This is a genomic window from Methylobacterium oxalidis, from assembly GCF_007992195.1.
GTDB lineage: Bacteria > Pseudomonadota > Alphaproteobacteria > Rhizobiales > Beijerinckiaceae > Methylobacterium > Methylobacterium oxalidis.
In genome coordinates this window covers 94710-109434 of record NZ_BJZU01000003.1, presented here as the reverse complement: position 1 = coordinate 109434, position 14725 = coordinate 94710, and the positions used below count along the sequence as shown (strand labels likewise).

At 72.1% G+C, this 14725-nt stretch carries 9 protein-coding genes; 6 read left to right on the top strand and 3 right to left on the bottom strand.

Annotated features, from left to right (window positions below; genetic code table 11):
* Positions 1 to 33: 33 nt before the first annotated feature.
* Complete coding sequence (locus MOX02_RS01105; protein WP_147023854.1) at positions 34 to 6750, bottom strand: apolipoprotein A-IV repeat region-like domain-containing protein; 6717 nt, start codon at positions 6748 to 6750, stop codon at positions 34 to 36.
* A gap of 259 nt (positions 6751 to 7009) precedes the next feature.
* On the opposite strand from MOX02_RS01105, the gene MOX02_RS01100 reads away from it, so the two are divergent.
* Both MOX02_RS01100 and MOX02_RS01095 read left to right on the top strand, forming a co-directional pair.
* Entirely contained in the window at positions 7010 to 7348 is a 339-nt protein-coding gene (locus MOX02_RS01100; RefSeq protein WP_147023853.1) for an Hpt domain-containing protein, read from the top strand.
* Positions 7349 to 7524: 176 nt separating this feature from the next.
* Positions 7525 to 7845, top strand: coding sequence for a 2Fe-2S iron-sulfur cluster-binding protein (locus tag MOX02_RS01095; protein WP_147023852.1), 321 nt, complete (start codon positions 7525 to 7527; stop codon positions 7843 to 7845).
* 25 nt (positions 7846 to 7870) lie between these two features.
* Here the strand turns inward: MOX02_RS01095 and MOX02_RS01090 are convergent, their stop codons facing one another.
* A complete protein-coding gene (locus MOX02_RS01090) occupies positions 7871 to 9046 on the bottom strand; it encodes a vWA domain-containing protein (protein WP_147023851.1) in 1176 nt (391 codons plus the stop codon).
* Between the two features lie 282 nt (positions 9047 to 9328).
* Here MOX02_RS01090 and MOX02_RS01085 point away from each other — a divergent pair, with 282 nt between their 5' ends.
* The gene (locus MOX02_RS01085; RefSeq protein ID WP_147023850.1) at positions 9329 to 9733 is read left to right on the top strand and encodes a hypothetical protein; all 405 of its coding nucleotides are present in this window, start codon (positions 9329 to 9331) and stop codon (positions 9731 to 9733) included.
* Between the two features lie 9 nt (positions 9734 to 9742).
* Here MOX02_RS01085 and MOX02_RS01080 read toward each other — a convergent pair whose 3' ends face one another.
* Positions 9743 to 11584, bottom strand: coding sequence for a cation:proton antiporter domain-containing protein (locus tag MOX02_RS01080; protein WP_147023849.1), 1842 nt, complete (start codon positions 11582 to 11584; stop codon positions 9743 to 9745).
* A gap of 328 nt (positions 11585 to 11912) precedes the next feature.
* On the opposite strand from MOX02_RS01080, the gene MOX02_RS01075 reads away from it, so the two are divergent.
* The 3 genes from MOX02_RS01075 (at position 11913) to MOX02_RS01065 (ending at position 14698) form a co-directional block, all read left to right on the top strand.
* The gene (locus MOX02_RS01075; protein WP_147023848.1) at positions 11913 to 13121 is read left to right on the top strand and encodes an ATPase; all 1209 of its coding nucleotides are present in this window, start codon (positions 11913 to 11915) and stop codon (positions 13119 to 13121) included.
* A complete protein-coding gene (locus tag MOX02_RS01070; RefSeq protein WP_147023847.1) occupies positions 13118 to 13768 on the top strand; it encodes a hypothetical protein in 651 nt (216 codons plus the stop codon). The genes MOX02_RS01075 and MOX02_RS01070 overlap by 4 nt, the downstream gene beginning before the upstream one ends.
* Before the next feature lie 78 nt (positions 13769 to 13846).
* A complete protein-coding gene (locus MOX02_RS01065; RefSeq protein WP_147023846.1) occupies positions 13847 to 14698 on the top strand; it encodes an AAA family ATPase in 852 nt (283 codons plus the stop codon).
* The last annotated feature ends 27 nt before the right edge of the window (positions 14699 to 14725 follow it).

Here is a 14725-nt window from a genome sequence, read left to right as displayed (position 1 = left end):
CCGCCGGCGTTCAAGACGGGTCCAGCCCGGACCTCAGGCCCCCTCGAAGCGCCCGCTCGCGTGCGCGAGCATCGTGTAGACCTTGCCGGTCTCGGAGGTGAGATAGGCGTCGGCCCGCTTCGAGTCGCGGTCGTTCTTCGAGACGTCCCCGAGAAGGCGCTCGAACTCGCTGACGTAGCGGTCGACCGTCCGGCGGAAATCCGCGTCTCCGCGGTAGCGCCGCTGCAGCTCGGTGAAGGTCTGCCGGCCCTGCGGCGTGTAGATGCCGGGCTCGAACAGGTTCGGCTCGCCGCGCCGGTAGCGCTCCCAGAGCTCCACCGCGGTCCTGTGGTCGATCATCCGCGCGATGTCGGTCGAGATCGATTCGAGCGTGGTGCGGCTGCGCTCGCTGCCCACCTTGGCCGCCTCGGCCTGGACGTTGCGGGCGGCGGGCGCCTCCTCCTCGTCGAGGGAGGCGCGAGTGAGCAGGTCGGAGAGCCAGCCGCGCTTGTCGCCCGCGGCGGCCGGCCGGGTCGGGGTCCCGCCCGGCCGCGCGGCCGGGGTCTCGGCGCGGGCGGTCGGCGTGGCGGGCCGGGAGCCGACAGGCTGCGGAGCGCTCGCCGCTGGAGCGGGCGCCTTCGCGGGTGCCGCCGCGGCGGGCGGCGCGGAGGCCCGCACCGTCGCGGCCGACGAGCGGCCCGCCTCGGCCACCCGCCGCTGCTCGGCGGCCTGTGGCTGGACGACGTCGACCGAGCGGTTCGAGCGGGAGACCAGGGCGGACAGCTCGTTGAGGGCCTTGATCTGATCGGAGACGACGCGGCGCATCTCGCTCGTCGCGTCCTGCGTCTCGCGCGGGATCTCCAGCACGCCCCGCTGCAGGTCGCCGCGGGTGGCCTCCAGCTCGGAGCGGATGGTCGTGGCCATCTCCCGCATGCTGGCGACGGTTTCCCCGAAGCGGGCCTGCGACTCCTCGAAAACGGCCCGCATCTGCTGCGAGGCGGCCTCGATCGCGGAACGGACGGCCTGCGCGGTGCGCTCGCTCTCGGTGCCGGCGCCCGTGCGCAGCCGCTCGAACTCGCCGGTCACGGTGGCGCCCGCCTGCTGGGCGGCCTGCGAGAGGTTGGCGCCGACGCTGCGGGCGCGCTCCTCGGCGGCGCGCAGGGTCTCCTCGATCATCTGGCCGAAGCGGGCCGTCTGCGCCTCGAGGTCCGACGAGCGGCCCTCGATGGCGGCGAGCGCCGCCGTCACCGCACCCTCGCGGCCCGACAGGGTCTCGGCGAGCCGGCCCTCGACGGTCTCCAGCGTGCCGGCCGCCTCGGTGAGCGTGCGGACATGCGCGCCCGCCCGCTCCGCCAGCGTCCGGCCCTGGCTGTCGAGGGTCGCGGCGAGCGCGGAAGCCTCCTTGAGCGCGCCTTCCGACACGTCCCGGAGGGCGGCGACCTGCGCCGAGACGCCCTCGCTCGCGCGGCTCGTCTCGCTGGCGATCTCGGCGAGGGCCGCCTCGATCTGCTGCACGCGGCCGGCGAGCCCGCCCTCGATCGCGCCGAGATTCTCGCCGGCACCCGCGACGAGGTCCTTGAGCGCGTCGTTGGCCTGCTCGATGCGGGCGAGGACGCCGTTGAGGTCGCGGCGCAGGCGATCGTTCGTCTCGGAGAGCCCGGTGACGGTGCGGGCGGCCCCGTCCTCGATCGCGGCGCGCAGAAGCCGGGCCGACTCGCTCGACTGCGCGACCAGCTCCTCGGTGCGTGCCCGCAGGGCCTCGACCAGCGGCGTTCCGGTCTCGGCGAGCGCGCGCTCGATCGCGTCGCTGCGCTCGGCCAGCGCGTCGGCCAGATGAAGGACCGGGCCGTCGATGACGGCGCGCAGGCGCTCGACGTTGCTGCCGAGCGTCTCGGCCACGGCCTGGCCGCGATCGTCCACATGCGTCACGAGCTCGCCGCCGCGCTCCTCGATCGCGCGGACGATCCGCTCGGCGCTCTCGGCGAGGCGGAGCGACAGGGCCTCGCCGCGGGAATCCACCAGGGCGCCGAGTGCCGTCGCGCGGCGCTCGAAGCCCTCCGACATCTGGCGGTTGCGCGCGTCGATGAGCGCCGCGACCGCGTCGTTGCGCTGGTCGAGCGCGGCGCCCAGGGCCGTGGTGTGGGCCTCGGCCAGGGCCGCGTGGTTGCGGGCCCGCTCGTCGAGGGCCGCGGCCATCGCGACGATCCGCTCCTCGACCAGGGCCGCGAAGGCGTCGTGGCGGTCGTCGAAAGCGGTCGCGAGGGCGTCGCCGCGGGAGGCGACGAGCGTCGCGAACGTCTTCATCCGGGTGTCGATGCGGCTGGTGAAAGCCTCGCTGCGGGAATCCACCGCCTGGGTGAGGGCACTGCCCTGCGACTCGATGGTGCGGGCGAGCGCCGCGGTGCGGCCCTCGACCAGACCGTCGAGCTCGCGCAGCCGCTCGTCGAACAGGGCAGTCAGCGCCTGGCTGCGGGCGTCGACCTGCTCCGAGAAGGCGGTTGTGCGGCCGTCCACGATCCCCTCGAGCTCGCGCAGGCGCTCGTCCAGGAGGCTGGCGAGCGCCTGGCCGCGGACGTCGACCTGCTCGCGGAAGGCGCCGGTGCGGCTCTCCACGACGCGGTCGAGGGCGTGGAGCACCTCGTCGAACAGGGTGCGCAGCCCCTGCGTGCGGGCATCGACCGTCTCGGCGAGCTGCAGGCCGCGCCCTTCCACCACCGCGTCGAGGTCGCGCAGGCGCTCGTCGAACAGGCCGCCGAGATGCTGCGTGCGGTCCGCCAGCGCGCCGGCGGCATGGCCGAGCGTCGACTCGATGGTCTGGACGAGGGTCCGGCCGCGCTCGTCGAGGGCGTCGTGCAACGGGCCGAGGCGCCCGTCGAGGCTGTCGCTGAGGGTGCGGGCGTGCTCGTCGAGGAGACTGCGCATCTCGCTGGTGCGCGCGTCGAGGAGGCCGTGGACGGTCCGCACGCCCTCGTCGAGGAGCGCGCTGATGTCGGAGGTGCGGCTGTCGAGGGTGCGGCCGAGGCGGCCCTCGCCGTCGCCGAGCATGCGGTCGGCCTCCGCGATGGTCTCGCGCAGCTTGGCCAGCACGCTGTCACCGCGGCTCTCGATGAGCTCGGCGAGGGAGGTGCCGCCGCGGTCGAACAGGCGGGCGAGCTCTGTGACGCGGCCGCCGATGGCGCCGAACACGATCCGGCCCTTCTCGTCGAGCTCGTTCGACATCGCCGCCGTGCGCTCGTCGATGAGCCGGCCGAGGTCGTCCGCGCGCTCCGAGAAGGCGGCGCGGATCGCGCCCGCCTGCGCGCCGAGCAGGGTGTCGGCCTCGCCGGCACGGGTCTGGATCAGGTCGACGAGCTCGCGGGTGCGGCCGGCAAGCTCCTCGTCGACGGCGCGGGTGCGCGCCTCGATCAGGCGGATCGCCTCGAAGGCCTGCGCGCCGAAGGTCTCGTCGATCAGGCGGCTGCGCTCCTCGAGCGCGGTGCCGATCGCCTCGAGCCGCGCCAGGACGCCGCTGTCGAAGCGGTCGGCTCCCTCGTCGAGGCGGCGCGCGAGGTCCCGCGTCTGCCCGTCGAGACGGTCGCTGATCTCGGCCGTGCGGGCGGCGAGGGCGTCGCCGAGCCGCGCCGAGCGGGCCGCGATGTCCTCGGCCATGGTGTCGGCCCGCGCGTCGAGGGACTGGACGATGTCGCGCCCGCCCTCGGCCATGATGCGCGCCATCTCGCCGGTGCGCACGATGAGCGCCTCGTTGAGGGCGGTGGCGCGGGCGCCGAGGTGGCCGTCGATGTGGGTGACGAGGTTGGCGAAGGTCTCGCCGATCTCCTGCGAGCGCTTGGTCGTGCGCTCCTCCAGGGCGCCGAGATGCGTCTCGACCACCTCCCGCGCCTCGCGGGCGCGCTCGGCGATGCTCTCGGCCACCGCCTTGCCCTGCACGGTGATGACGCGGTCCATCTCCTCCAGGCGACCGGTGACCACCTCGCTGAGGGAGTTTGTGTCGCGGGAGATGCGGTCGGCCAGGATGTCGCCGCGGGCGATCGTCTCCTGCAGGGCAGCGAGCCGGCTGCCGAGCACCTCGTCCATGGCGCGGGCGCGGTTCTCCGCGGTCTCGGCGAAGCTCGCCCCGGTCTGGTTGAGGGCGTCCGCCACGCGCGCGCCCTGGCTCGCCACCGCCAGCACGATGTCGCGCCCGGTCGTGGCGAGGCGGGTGTGGGCCTCCTCCGCGTGCTGGCTGATCAGGTCGGTCATGCCGCGGCTGTGCGTGCCGAAGGCGCTCTCGACGTCGCCGATGCGGATGGTGAGATCGGTGCCGAGCGCTTCCGCCGCGCGGGCGATCGTGCCCGTGGCCTCCTCGGCGCGCTGCGCGAGCGCGGTCTGAAGCTCGTCGAGCGTCCGGCGCAGGGCCTCCAGTGACGCCTCGACCCGGCCGCCCATCTCGCCGTGCAGGCCCTCGGCCTGCGTGCGGAAATCGGCGAGCAGGGCGACGGTGCGGGTTTCCAGGGCGCTGGTGCCGCTCTCGGAGGCGGCGCGGAGCGCGTCCGTCGCCTCGGTGAAGCGGGCCACGAGCGCGGCCGCGCGCTCGGAAGCCTCGCCGCTCGCCTCCTCGGAGACGCGGCGCAGGTGCGCGGCAGCCTCCTCGGTACGCCCGGCCAGCGCCTCGGCGGTCGCCGCGAGCCGGCTCTCGAAGATCTGCACCGCCTCGACCGTGCGGGCCTCGAGCTCGCCGGTCGCCCCGGCCGCCGAGCGCCGCAGCGCCTGGGCGGCTTCCGCCGTGCTGGCGCCGAGCGCGACCGTGGTCTCCTCCGCGCTGCGGCGGATCGTGTCCGCGGCCTCCTGGGTGCGGCCGCCGAGATCGGCCGTCAGGCCGTCGACGGTGGCGCGCAGCGTGCCGAGCGCCGCGTCGGCATTCGACTCGAAGGTCGCGCTGAGCGCCGCGAAGGCACCCTCCAGGGCCTGCGTGGCAGCCCCTGTCCGCGCGGCGACGAGGCCGCCCACCTGCTCGCCCGCGGCGTTCAGGCTGGTCTCGAGGGTGGCGCCGTGCACCGTGATCGTCTCGTGCAGGCGGTCCGCCACCGCCTCGATGCGCCCGGCGAGCGCGCCGCCGCGATTGTCCATCGTCTCGGCGAGGCGCTCGACGGAACCGACGAGGTCGTCGCGCAGGCCCGTGGCCCGGTTCGAGAAGCTCTCCACGATCCCGCTCGCGGCGAGCGCCAGCCCGGCCTGGGTCTCGCGGCCGCGGGCCTCAATCATGTCGGAGACACCGGCGCCCGCCGCCTCGATCTCGGCGCGCAGGCCCGCGCCGCGGCTCGCGAGGTCGTCCGTGAGGGCACTGCCGGTCGCCGCGAAATGCGCGCGCAGACCCTCGCCGATCTCGGCGAAGCGAGCGGTGATCTCACCGCCGGTGTTGGAGAAACGCTCCGTCAGCTCGCTCCCGCGCGACAGGAAGGCGTCCTCCAGTCCCTTCGCCGAGCGCTCGAAGCTCTCGCGGACCGCGCCGCCCTGGCGGTCGAGCGCCTCGATGACGCCGCTGCCGGTCTCCGCGAGGGTGCGGGCCACCTGGCCGGCATTGTCGGCGAGCGTCGTCGTCAGGAGGCCGCCCGTGCGCTCGAAGGCGCGCGTCACCTCGTCGGCGCGCCGCTCCAGCGACTCCGTCAGGCTGTTGCCGACCTCGTTGAGGCTGGTGCGGACACCCTCGCTGGTGCTGACGAGGCGCTGGATCAGGTCGTCGCCGCGGCCGGACATCACCTCCACGACGCGGTCGCCCGCATCGCCGAGCGCGGTGGTGATCGCGTCGCCGCGGTTGCCGAGCGCGCTGGTGATCGCCTCGCCACGGGCATCGAGGGCGCTGGTGACGCGCTCGCCCGCGCCCGTCATCGCGGTGACGATGCGCTCGGCGGCGCCCTCCAGTTCCTGGCTGAGGCTCTGGTGCGTGCCCGTGATGGCGCCGCGCACGCGCTCGGCGTTGGCGACGATCGACTCGCGCTGGGCGACGAGCTCGTCCACGAGCGAGCGGATGCGGATCTCGTTGTCCGAGTAGGCGCGCTCCAGCGTGGCGATCTCGCCGCGCACCAGGGTCTCGAGCTCGCCCGCGCGGGCGAGCGCCCGCTCGACGCCGTCGCCCACCGCCGCCACCTCGCGGCGCACGGTCTGCGACATGGTCAGCACCGCGTCGGTGGAGAAGCTCTCCGGCTCCGCGAGCCGCACCGCCACCTCGCCGACCGCGCGGGCAACGAGGCGCATCTCCTGCGCGCGCACGGCCAGCATCGCCGTGATGAGGAAGAGCAGGATCGGCCCGAGCACGGCGGCCGCGCCCACCGTCGCCTGCAGCGCCGTGAGCCCCACCAGGAAGCCCTTGAGGTCGCCGCCCGACTGGCTCCAGGCCAGAAGGACGAGGCTGTTGAGCCACAGGAAGGCGGCGGCGGCGGCGATCAGGTAGGGCTTGCGCGAGGGGCGCACCCGCAGCGTCTGCTGCAGGATGCCGATGTTGCGGCGGTCGTCGTTGGCCACGAGGGAGCGGTCCGGCGGGAGCAGGCCGCCCTCGCGGTGCGGCCGGTTGCGGTCCGGCGGCGGCACGTCCGAGGCGAGGGGCTCGTCGAAGCTGAGGCGGGGCGGGGCCTGGCGGCCGTTCGGCTCGTCGAGAGGATCGGTGTCGCCGACATCGGGCAGGCGCGGCTCCGTCCGCTTCTCGGCACCGGGCGTCAGGAGGTCGAGGTTGAGCGCCTGCTCGATCGCAGACAGGGCCGCCTCGGCCGGGTCCTTCAGCTTCTTCTCGGTCGCCATGCAACGCCTCGCCACGCGCAGTCCCGCGCAACCGGCCGCGTCCGGAAGCGGAGACAGAAATTCCCGTTTACCAAGGAAGTTTAGACCTCGGCGGCGGGCCGGGATACCCGAGCCGGGGAACCGCTCGAAAAAACCTTAACGAAATGGTTACCAAGCGACGGGCGGCTCCGCCGAGACCGCTTTATCCCATGTCGCCACAGGGCTTAAACGGTTGAGACCGCCACGGGCGCGCCTGTGGATAGCAGGAGCCGCCGGTACGGTGCAGCACGGATCCGCCATCGATCGCGTCCATCTAGACGCCCAGACCTTCGGCGACGGGGCCCTCGCCGACGAGTTGCTCGACCTGTTCGCGGGGCAGTGCCGAAGCCTGTCCCCCCGCATCAGGGATGTTGTGGCCTCGCCCGCGGAGCGCGCCGACGCGGCGCACACCCTCAAGGGCTCGGCCCTCGGGGTCGGCGCGGGGGCGGTGGCGGAGGCCGCGTCCCGGATCGAGAACGGGCTGCGGCGCGGCGGTCCGGTCGAGCCCGCCGACCTCGCCGCGCTCGCGGCCGCGGTGGCCGCGGCGCTCGCGGAGATCGAGGGCGCCCGGCGCGGGTGACGCGCCTGCGGCAAAAGGCGACCCGGCGCGGTTTTCGGGAACGGGCGCGGCGTTCCGACGTATGGGGCATGAAATTCCGTTCTCGGTGCGCGCGCGCTTGCATTCCGCCGCCGGCACCGCCAAGCAGGCGCCGCCGCACGACCGATGTTGACCGCTGCACGAGCCTGGAGCCAACGATGCCGAAGATCACCTACGTCGACCATGCCGGCACGGCCCGAACGGTCGAGGGCAGCGTCGGCGCCACCGTGATGGAGACGGCACTGCGAAACAACGTTCCGGGCATCGACGCCGAGTGCGGCGGTGCCTGCGCCTGCGCGACCTGCCACGTCTACGTGAACGAGCCCTGGGCGGAGGTGGTCGGCACCGCCGAGGACATGGAACGCGACATGCTCGATTTCGCGAGCGACGTGCGCGACACCTCCCGCCTCTGCTGCCAGATCCGCATCACCCCCGAGCTCGACGGGCTCAGCGTCACCACCCCGGCGCGGCAGGGCTGAGGCCCGTCGACCTCGGGGCCAAGCTTCACCGCACCAGGGCGCGCATGGCCTCGTCGAGCCCCTCCAGCGAGAGCGGGAACATCCGCTCGGAGAAGATCCTCCGCACCATCGCGATCGACTGCGTGTAGGCCCACTGCTCCCGCGGCACCGGGTTCAGCCAGACCGCCTTCGGGAAATGGTCGAGCACCCGCTGAAGCCAGACGGCACCCGCCTCCTCGTTCCAGTGCTCGACCGAGCCGCCCGGCATCGCGATCTCGTAGGGGCTCATCGAGGCGTCGCCGACGAAGACCACCCGGTAGTCGGGCGGGTAGGTCCGGATCACGTCGAGGAGCGGCGTGCGCTCGTCGTGGCGCCGCCGGTTCTCGGTCCACACCGCCTCGTAGGGGCAGTTGTGGAAGTAGAAGTGCGCGAAGTGCTTGAACTCCGAGCGCGCGGCCGAGAACAACTCCTCGGCGAGCTCCACGTGCCAATCCATCGAGCCGCCGACGTCGAGGAAGAGCAGCACCTTCACGGCGTTGCGCCGCTCCGGCCGCAATCTCACGTCGAGGTAGCCCTGCCGGGCCGTCTCCCGGATGGTGCCGTCGAGGTCCAGCTCCTCGGCCGCGCCCGTGCGGGCGAAGCGGCGCAGGCGCCGGAGCGCCAGCCGCATGTTGCGGGTACCGAGCTCGACGCCGTCGTCGAGGTCGCGGAACTCGCGCTTGTCCCAGACCTTCACGGCGCGGAAGTTGCGGTTGCCCTCCTGCCCGATGCGTATGCCCTCCGGGTTGAACCCGTAGGCGCCGAAGGGTGAGGTGCCGCCCGTGCCGATCCACTTCGAGCCGCCCTGGTGCCGGCCCTTCTGCTCGGCGAGGCGCTGCTTCAGCGTCTCGAACAGCTTGTCCCAGCCGAGCGCCTTCAGTTCCGCCTTCTCGGCCTCGGTCAGGTACTTCTCGGCGAGCTTGCGCAGCCACTCCTCGGGAACGGCGGCGGGCTCCACCGCCTCGCCCAAGCTCTCGACCCCTTTGAAGACGGAGCCGAACACGCGGTCGAACCGGTCGAGGTTGCGCTCGTCCTTCACGAGCGCGGTCCGGGCCAGGAAGTAGAACTCCTCGACCCGCTTTTCGGCGAGGTCGCGCTCCAGCGCACCGAGCAGCGCGAGGTACTCGCGCAGGGTGACCGGAACCTTGGCCTCGCGCAGGGCCGTGAAGAAGTGCAGCAGCATCGGGCGAGATCGACCGATGCGGGCCGCGAGGTCAAGCCGGCGTTCCGATCCGGGACGCGGCCGGGATCGATTCAAGCAGAAGTGGTACTTTGTCGGTTCTAGGACAGACGGAGCTGACGCAACGGGCAAGCTGAATCCTGGGTATAAGTCCGGATTCCTGTTGATATGTAGTCGAGACTCCATCGTTGACGTGCCTCGACTGTCATCGAAATCAACACGGAGGCGGGCACAGTTCCTGCACGGAAGGATCCCGTAACGGTCGGCTCTAACAGGAGAAGCGTCATGGCCGTCGTCTTGCGCTCCCTGAGCGATTTCAAGCGCTTCCTCGGGAAGCCCGGCGCGACGATTCAGATCGTGCAGAACACGTTCATGGACCGGCAGCCGGAGGCCGCGCGCGAGGCCTACCGTGCCAAGGGCATGTACGAGCCGCGCACCGTGCAGGCGCTCTCCCGCAAGGCGGCGGTCTTCGCCGTGAAGGGCCACCCGACGACGGTCTGGCTCTACTGGGACAAGGGCGTCCGGCGCTGGCGCTTCTCCGGCGACACCGTGACGGTGCCCCTGGATACGGCGATGGGCCCGCCCGACGCCATCGTCTACCGCTGCACCTTCGCCCCGGGCTTCGAGCCGCCGGACCGGCGGGTGCGCGTGCGGCCCCCGCGCGAGGACGGCGCGCAGGCCCATCCCTGAAGGCGAGGCTCACGCCCGCTTGCTGACGGTGCCCGGCTCTTCCTTCTGGGGCGCCTCGCGCGCCTCCACCGACTTGCCCACCGTGCGGCGGGCCCGGAAGGTCGGGCGCGTCTCCGATTCCTTGCGCTTGAGCATCACCCGGTACTCGTCGCGCCGCTCGTGGATCGAGGCGATGACGAGCCCCATCGGCACGCCCACATCGACGAGAACCGCCTCGGAGAGCTGGAGCGAGGCCTCGATCGTCTCGGGCACCGCGTCGTCCACCCCGAGCTCGTAGAGCGCGGTGGCGTGGCGCGCGTCGCGGGCGCGGGCGACGATGGTGAGGTCCGGCCGCTCTGCGCGCGCCGCCTCCACGACCGCCTCGACGGCGCGCGGATTGTCGAGGGTGACGACGAGGGCCCGCGCGGTGGCGATGTCGCAGCGGCGCAGCAGCTCGGGGTTCGCGGAATCCCCGAAATAGACCGGGTTGCCGAGCCGCCGCTGCTCGGCGACGCGGGCGGCGTCCGAATCGAGGGCGAGGTAGGGGATCTTGTGGCGCGCCAGCATCTCCCCGACCATCCGCCCGACCCGGCCGTAGCCGGCGATGATGACCCGGTTCTGCATCTTGTCCGGCGGCGGCTCGGCGCGGGCGCGGCCGAGATTGGCGCCGGCCATGCGCTTGCCCGCTCGGCGCCCGAGGGAGGCGAGCGCCGGAATCGCCACCATCGACACCGTCGTCACGATCAGCGCCGCGCTGCCGACGCTGTCGGGGACAAGGCCGGCCGCCACCGCCCCGCCGACGAGGACGAAGGCGAATTCGCCGCCCGGCGCCAGCAGGAGCGCGGTCTCGAGGGCGACCGGACGGCTGACCTTCATGACGGGAGCGGCGAGCATCACCATCGCGGCCTTGATCACGAGAAGCGCGACCGCGAGGCCGAGAATCGTGCCGGGCGCGGCCAGGAGCTGGGCCGGATCGATGTTCATCCCGACGGAGACGAAGAACACGCCGAGCAGGAGGCCCTTGAACGGGTCGATCGTCGCCTCGATGGCGCGGCGGTACTCGGTCTCGGCGAGCAGCAGACCCGCCACCAGCGCGCCGAGCGACATCGACAGCCCGCTCGCGGCCGCCGTCAGCGCGGTCGCCACGATGGTGAGGAGGCAGGCCGCCATGAAGAGCTCGGGCGAGCGCGTCCGTGCCACGAGCTGGAAGAGCGGGCGCAGGGCGAGGCGGCCCGCCACGACGATGACCACCAGGGCTACGGCCGCCTGCCCGAGGGCGAGGGCGAGCGCGCCGCCGACATTCGTCCCGTCACCCCGCCCCAGCACGGCGATGGCGAACAGGATGGGCGCGACGGCGAGGTCCTGGAACAGCAGCACCGCGAAGCTCGCGCGGCCGGCCGGCGTGTTCAGGCGCTTCTGCTCGGCCAGCACCGGGAGCACGACGGCGGTGGAGGAGAGCGCCAGGGCAAGGCCGACGATGACCGCGGCCGCGAGCGGTACCCGCAGCCCGTAGAGGATCGTGCCGATCACCAGGGCCGAGGAGAGCACCTGGATCGAGCCGAGGCCGAAAACGAGGCGGCGCAGCGTCCGCAGCCGCTCCCAGGACAGCTCGATCCCGATCATGAACATGAGGAAGATCACGCCGAACTCGGCGAGGTGCGACATCTCGGTGCGGTCGCTGATGGTGACGTGCGAGAGCCAGTGCACGTCGTCGGCGAGCCGCCCGAGGCCGAACGGACCCAGCAGCGCCCCCGCGCCGATGAAGCCGAGCACCGGGCTGATGCGCAGCCGGTGGAACAGCGGCACCACCACGCCCGCTGTGACGAGGAAGAGGATCGCTTCCTTGTAGGAGCCGGCGTGAACCTCTGGCATCGGCCGTCCGGGGCCTCTCGTGCGGCGGTGTCGCGGGCCGCCCAGCAGGAGCGATGCCACGATCATCGGAGTGTGAGGGGGTGCGGGCAACACTTATCCGCGCGGCCCGCCTCAAGCGGGCATCACACGGCGGGGCCCGCCGCGCAACACGTTGCCCGCGGCCGGCGCGGACGATGGTCCCGGCAGTGCGGCTTTTCGGCAACCAGCGTACGCTTGGCCGTGGATAGCCCTGACGCAACGCAAAAACGGCACATTTCCCGCACACCCCAGGCGATTAAGGAAGTGTTAAGCTCAACCCCCCGTGGGGAAGCGCGGAACCCGAGTGCCCATGTTCAGGCTGTCCAAGTCGCTCCCGAGCCGGGACGTCCAGCGCGAGCACCGCGACTGGCTCCTCGAATCCGAGAAGTGGCGCCACGCCCGCCACGTCGACCGGGGCTACCGCATCAAGTGGGGCTATGTCGGGATCGCCTACCTCGTCGAGGCGATGGTGATCGGCGCCTCGCTCGCGGGCGCCTGGCTCTTCGCGGGTGTCTACAGCGACGGGGACAACCACAGCTTCTACTTCATGCTGCTGGCGCCGCTCGTCTACGCGGCCGTCGAGCTCTGCCGGGTGCCGCTGGGCATCCTGGCGCGCACGCAGCGATCCAATTTCGTGCGCGGGCTCGCCATCATCGGCATCATCTTCGCCGCCGGCGTGACCACGAAGTCGGTCTCGCAGCTCGGCGAGATGATGTTCCATCCCCGTCTCATGGAGGCGGCCCGCACCAAGACGGCGCTGAAGGACGCCCAGGCCGACCGCGCGAGCCTCGACACCCGGATCGCGGCCGCCGACGCCCGCGTCGCCCAGTACACGACCGAGCTGGAGCAGATCGAGAAGCGCTCCACCGACAACGCCGCGCAGCTCGCGGGCTTGCCGGCGCAGCGCTGCGAGAAGGTGTTCGGCACGAACAGCAAGGGCGTGCGCTACCAGAACCTGAAATGCGTCACCGACCCGCGCGTGGCGACCCTCTCGGCGAGCGTCGCCAAGGCCGGCGCCGACCGCACCGCCTTGACGAAGGACCTGGAGGAAGCGCGCAAGGCCCGCGCCCAGCTCGACCGCGGCTCCGCCGACCGGCGCGTGGCGGACGCCGAGCAGGCCTACCGGCAGGCGGTCAACCGCTCGCAGCTCCACTCCTTCACGGCGATGGTGTACGGCGTCGACCCGATCGAGGTGACGGATGCCCAGGTCCACGCCTTCCTGCGCATCTTCGTATTCGTGCCCGCTCTCTGCGCCGCCTTCGCCTCGACGATCCTGGCGCTCTGCGCGGTCTCGGTGCGCAAGACCTTCATGGACGAGGACGACCTCGGCGCGAGCGTGAACCCCGAGGCGACGAACTACATGCTGGCGCCCTTCGCCGAGGGCATCGTGCGCGAGGTGAACGCCTCGCTGCAGAAATCCGTGAAGGACGCCGTCGCCTCCGGCGCGGCGATCCCCCTCGAGCGGCGCCCCGGGCCGGTAGCGAACCCGGCCGCGGGCACAGCGGGAGCCGGCGCATGAGCTATCTCGCCCCGGGATCACCCGAGAACGTCGCGCTCGCCCAGCACGTGAACGGCCGCCTGCGGGCGGAATCGCGCATCGTGGCGGCGCGCGCCTTTCTATTCCGTGCGGCCGGCGCCGGCCTGTTCGCGGCGCTCCTCGGCATCGGCGTGGGCGCCGCGGCTTACGGCTACGCCTATATGAACCAGTTCGACTCCGCGGCCGAGCGCATCGCCGCCGCCATGCAGACGGCGCTCTCGGACGTGACGCTGAAGACCAAGGGCGAGGTGACGCTCACCGACAACACGCTGCGCGTCGAGGGCCTGCCGAAGGGCGGCAACGGCGTGCCGACGCCGACACAGGCGCAGCTCGGGCAGGACGCGACGCCCGCCTCGAAGGCGCCGGTGAACACCACCTTCACGGTGTTCAAGCAGGTGCCCTACCTCGACGGACAGATCGTCTCCGGCTGGAACTTCCGGGCGAACGAGGACAAGCCCTTCCAGCAATACTGCTACTTCTCCCGCCGCTCGAACGAGCCGAAGGGGCAGGTCGAAATCAAGATCGACCTCGCCATGGACGGGAAGGTGCTGCCGCAGCCCCAGAAATCGGACGTCAATCTCGCGATCCTGGCCACGAACTGCGTCTGGCACGACGGCAAGTCGCTCTAGCCGCTGGCGGCATCCGGCTTGCAGGCAGGCTGTCCGCCGCGTAACCGGGCGGCTCCCGCCCGCAGCCGCGAGACGCCGATGCGCTTCACCGGAACCGAGTCCTACGTCGCGACGCAAGACCTGACGACCGCCGTCAACGCCGCGATCGTGCTGGAGCGCCCGCTGCTGGTGAAGGGCGAGCCCGGCACCGGCAAGACCGTGCTGGCCGAGGAGATCGCGCGCGGCCTCGGCGCGCCGCTTCTCACCTGGAACGTGAAGTCCACCACCAAGGCGCAGCAGGGCCTCTACGAGTACGACGCCGTCTCGCGCCTGCGCGATTCGCAGCTCGGCGACCCGCGCGTCTCCGAGATCAGCAACTACATCCGCCGCGGCAAGCTCTGGGATGCGTTCACGGCGCCGGAGCGGCCGGTGCTCCTGATCGACGAGATCGACAAGGCGGACATCGAGTTCCCGAACGACCTGCTGACCGAACTCGACCGGATGGAGTTCCACGTCTACGAGACCGGGCAGACGGTGCGGGCCGCGCGGCGGCCGATCGTGATCATCACCTCGAACAACGAGAAGGAGCTGCCGGACGCGTTCCTGCGCCGCTGCTTCTTCCACTACATCAAGTTCCCCGACGCGGAGACGCTGCAGCGGATCGTCGAGGTGCACTATCCCGGCATCAAGCACCGACTCATGGAGGAGGCCCTGCGCGTGTTCCTGGAGGTGCGCGAGGCACCGGGCCTCAAGAAGAAGCCCTCGACCTCGGAACTCCTCGACTGGCTGAAGCTCCTCGTCTCGGAGGATATCGGCCCCGAGGAACTGCGCGAGCGCGACCCGCGCCGGCTGATCCCGCCGCTGCACGGGGCGCTCCTCAAGAACGAGCAGGACGTGAGCCTGTTCGAGAAGCTCGCCTTCATGATGCGCCGGGAGGGCAGAGGCGGCTGACGGGCGGAGCCCTGGCGAACGCGGCGC

What these genes read in the sequence shown, in the direction of transcription:
- MOX02_RS01105 (WP_147023854.1), bottom strand. Translation starts at nt 6,750, where the DNA reads ATGGCGACCGAGAAGAAGCTGAAGGACCCGGCCGAGGCGGCCCTGTCT.
- MOX02_RS01095 (WP_147023852.1), top strand. Translation starts at nt 7,525, where the DNA reads ATGCCGAAGATCACCTACGTCGACCATGCCGGCACGGCCCGAACGGTC.
- MOX02_RS01090 (WP_147023851.1), bottom strand. Translation starts at nt 9,046, where the DNA reads ATGCTGCTGCACTTCTTCACGGCCCTGCGCGAGGCCAAGGTTCCGGTC.
- MOX02_RS01085 (WP_147023850.1), top strand. Translation starts at nt 9,329, where the DNA reads ATGGCCGTCGTCTTGCGCTCCCTGAGCGATTTCAAGCGCTTCCTCGGG.
- MOX02_RS01080 (WP_147023849.1), bottom strand. Translation starts at nt 11,584, where the DNA reads ATGCCAGAGGTTCACGCCGGCTCCTACAAGGAAGCGATCCTCTTCCTC.
- MOX02_RS01075 (WP_147023848.1), top strand. Translation starts at nt 11,913, where the DNA reads ATGTTCAGGCTGTCCAAGTCGCTCCCGAGCCGGGACGTCCAGCGCGAG.
- MOX02_RS01070 (WP_147023847.1), top strand. Translation starts at nt 13,118, where the DNA reads ATGAGCTATCTCGCCCCGGGATCACCCGAGAACGTCGCGCTCGCCCAG.
- MOX02_RS01065 (WP_147023846.1), top strand. Translation starts at nt 13,847, where the DNA reads ATGCGCTTCACCGGAACCGAGTCCTACGTCGCGACGCAAGACCTGACG.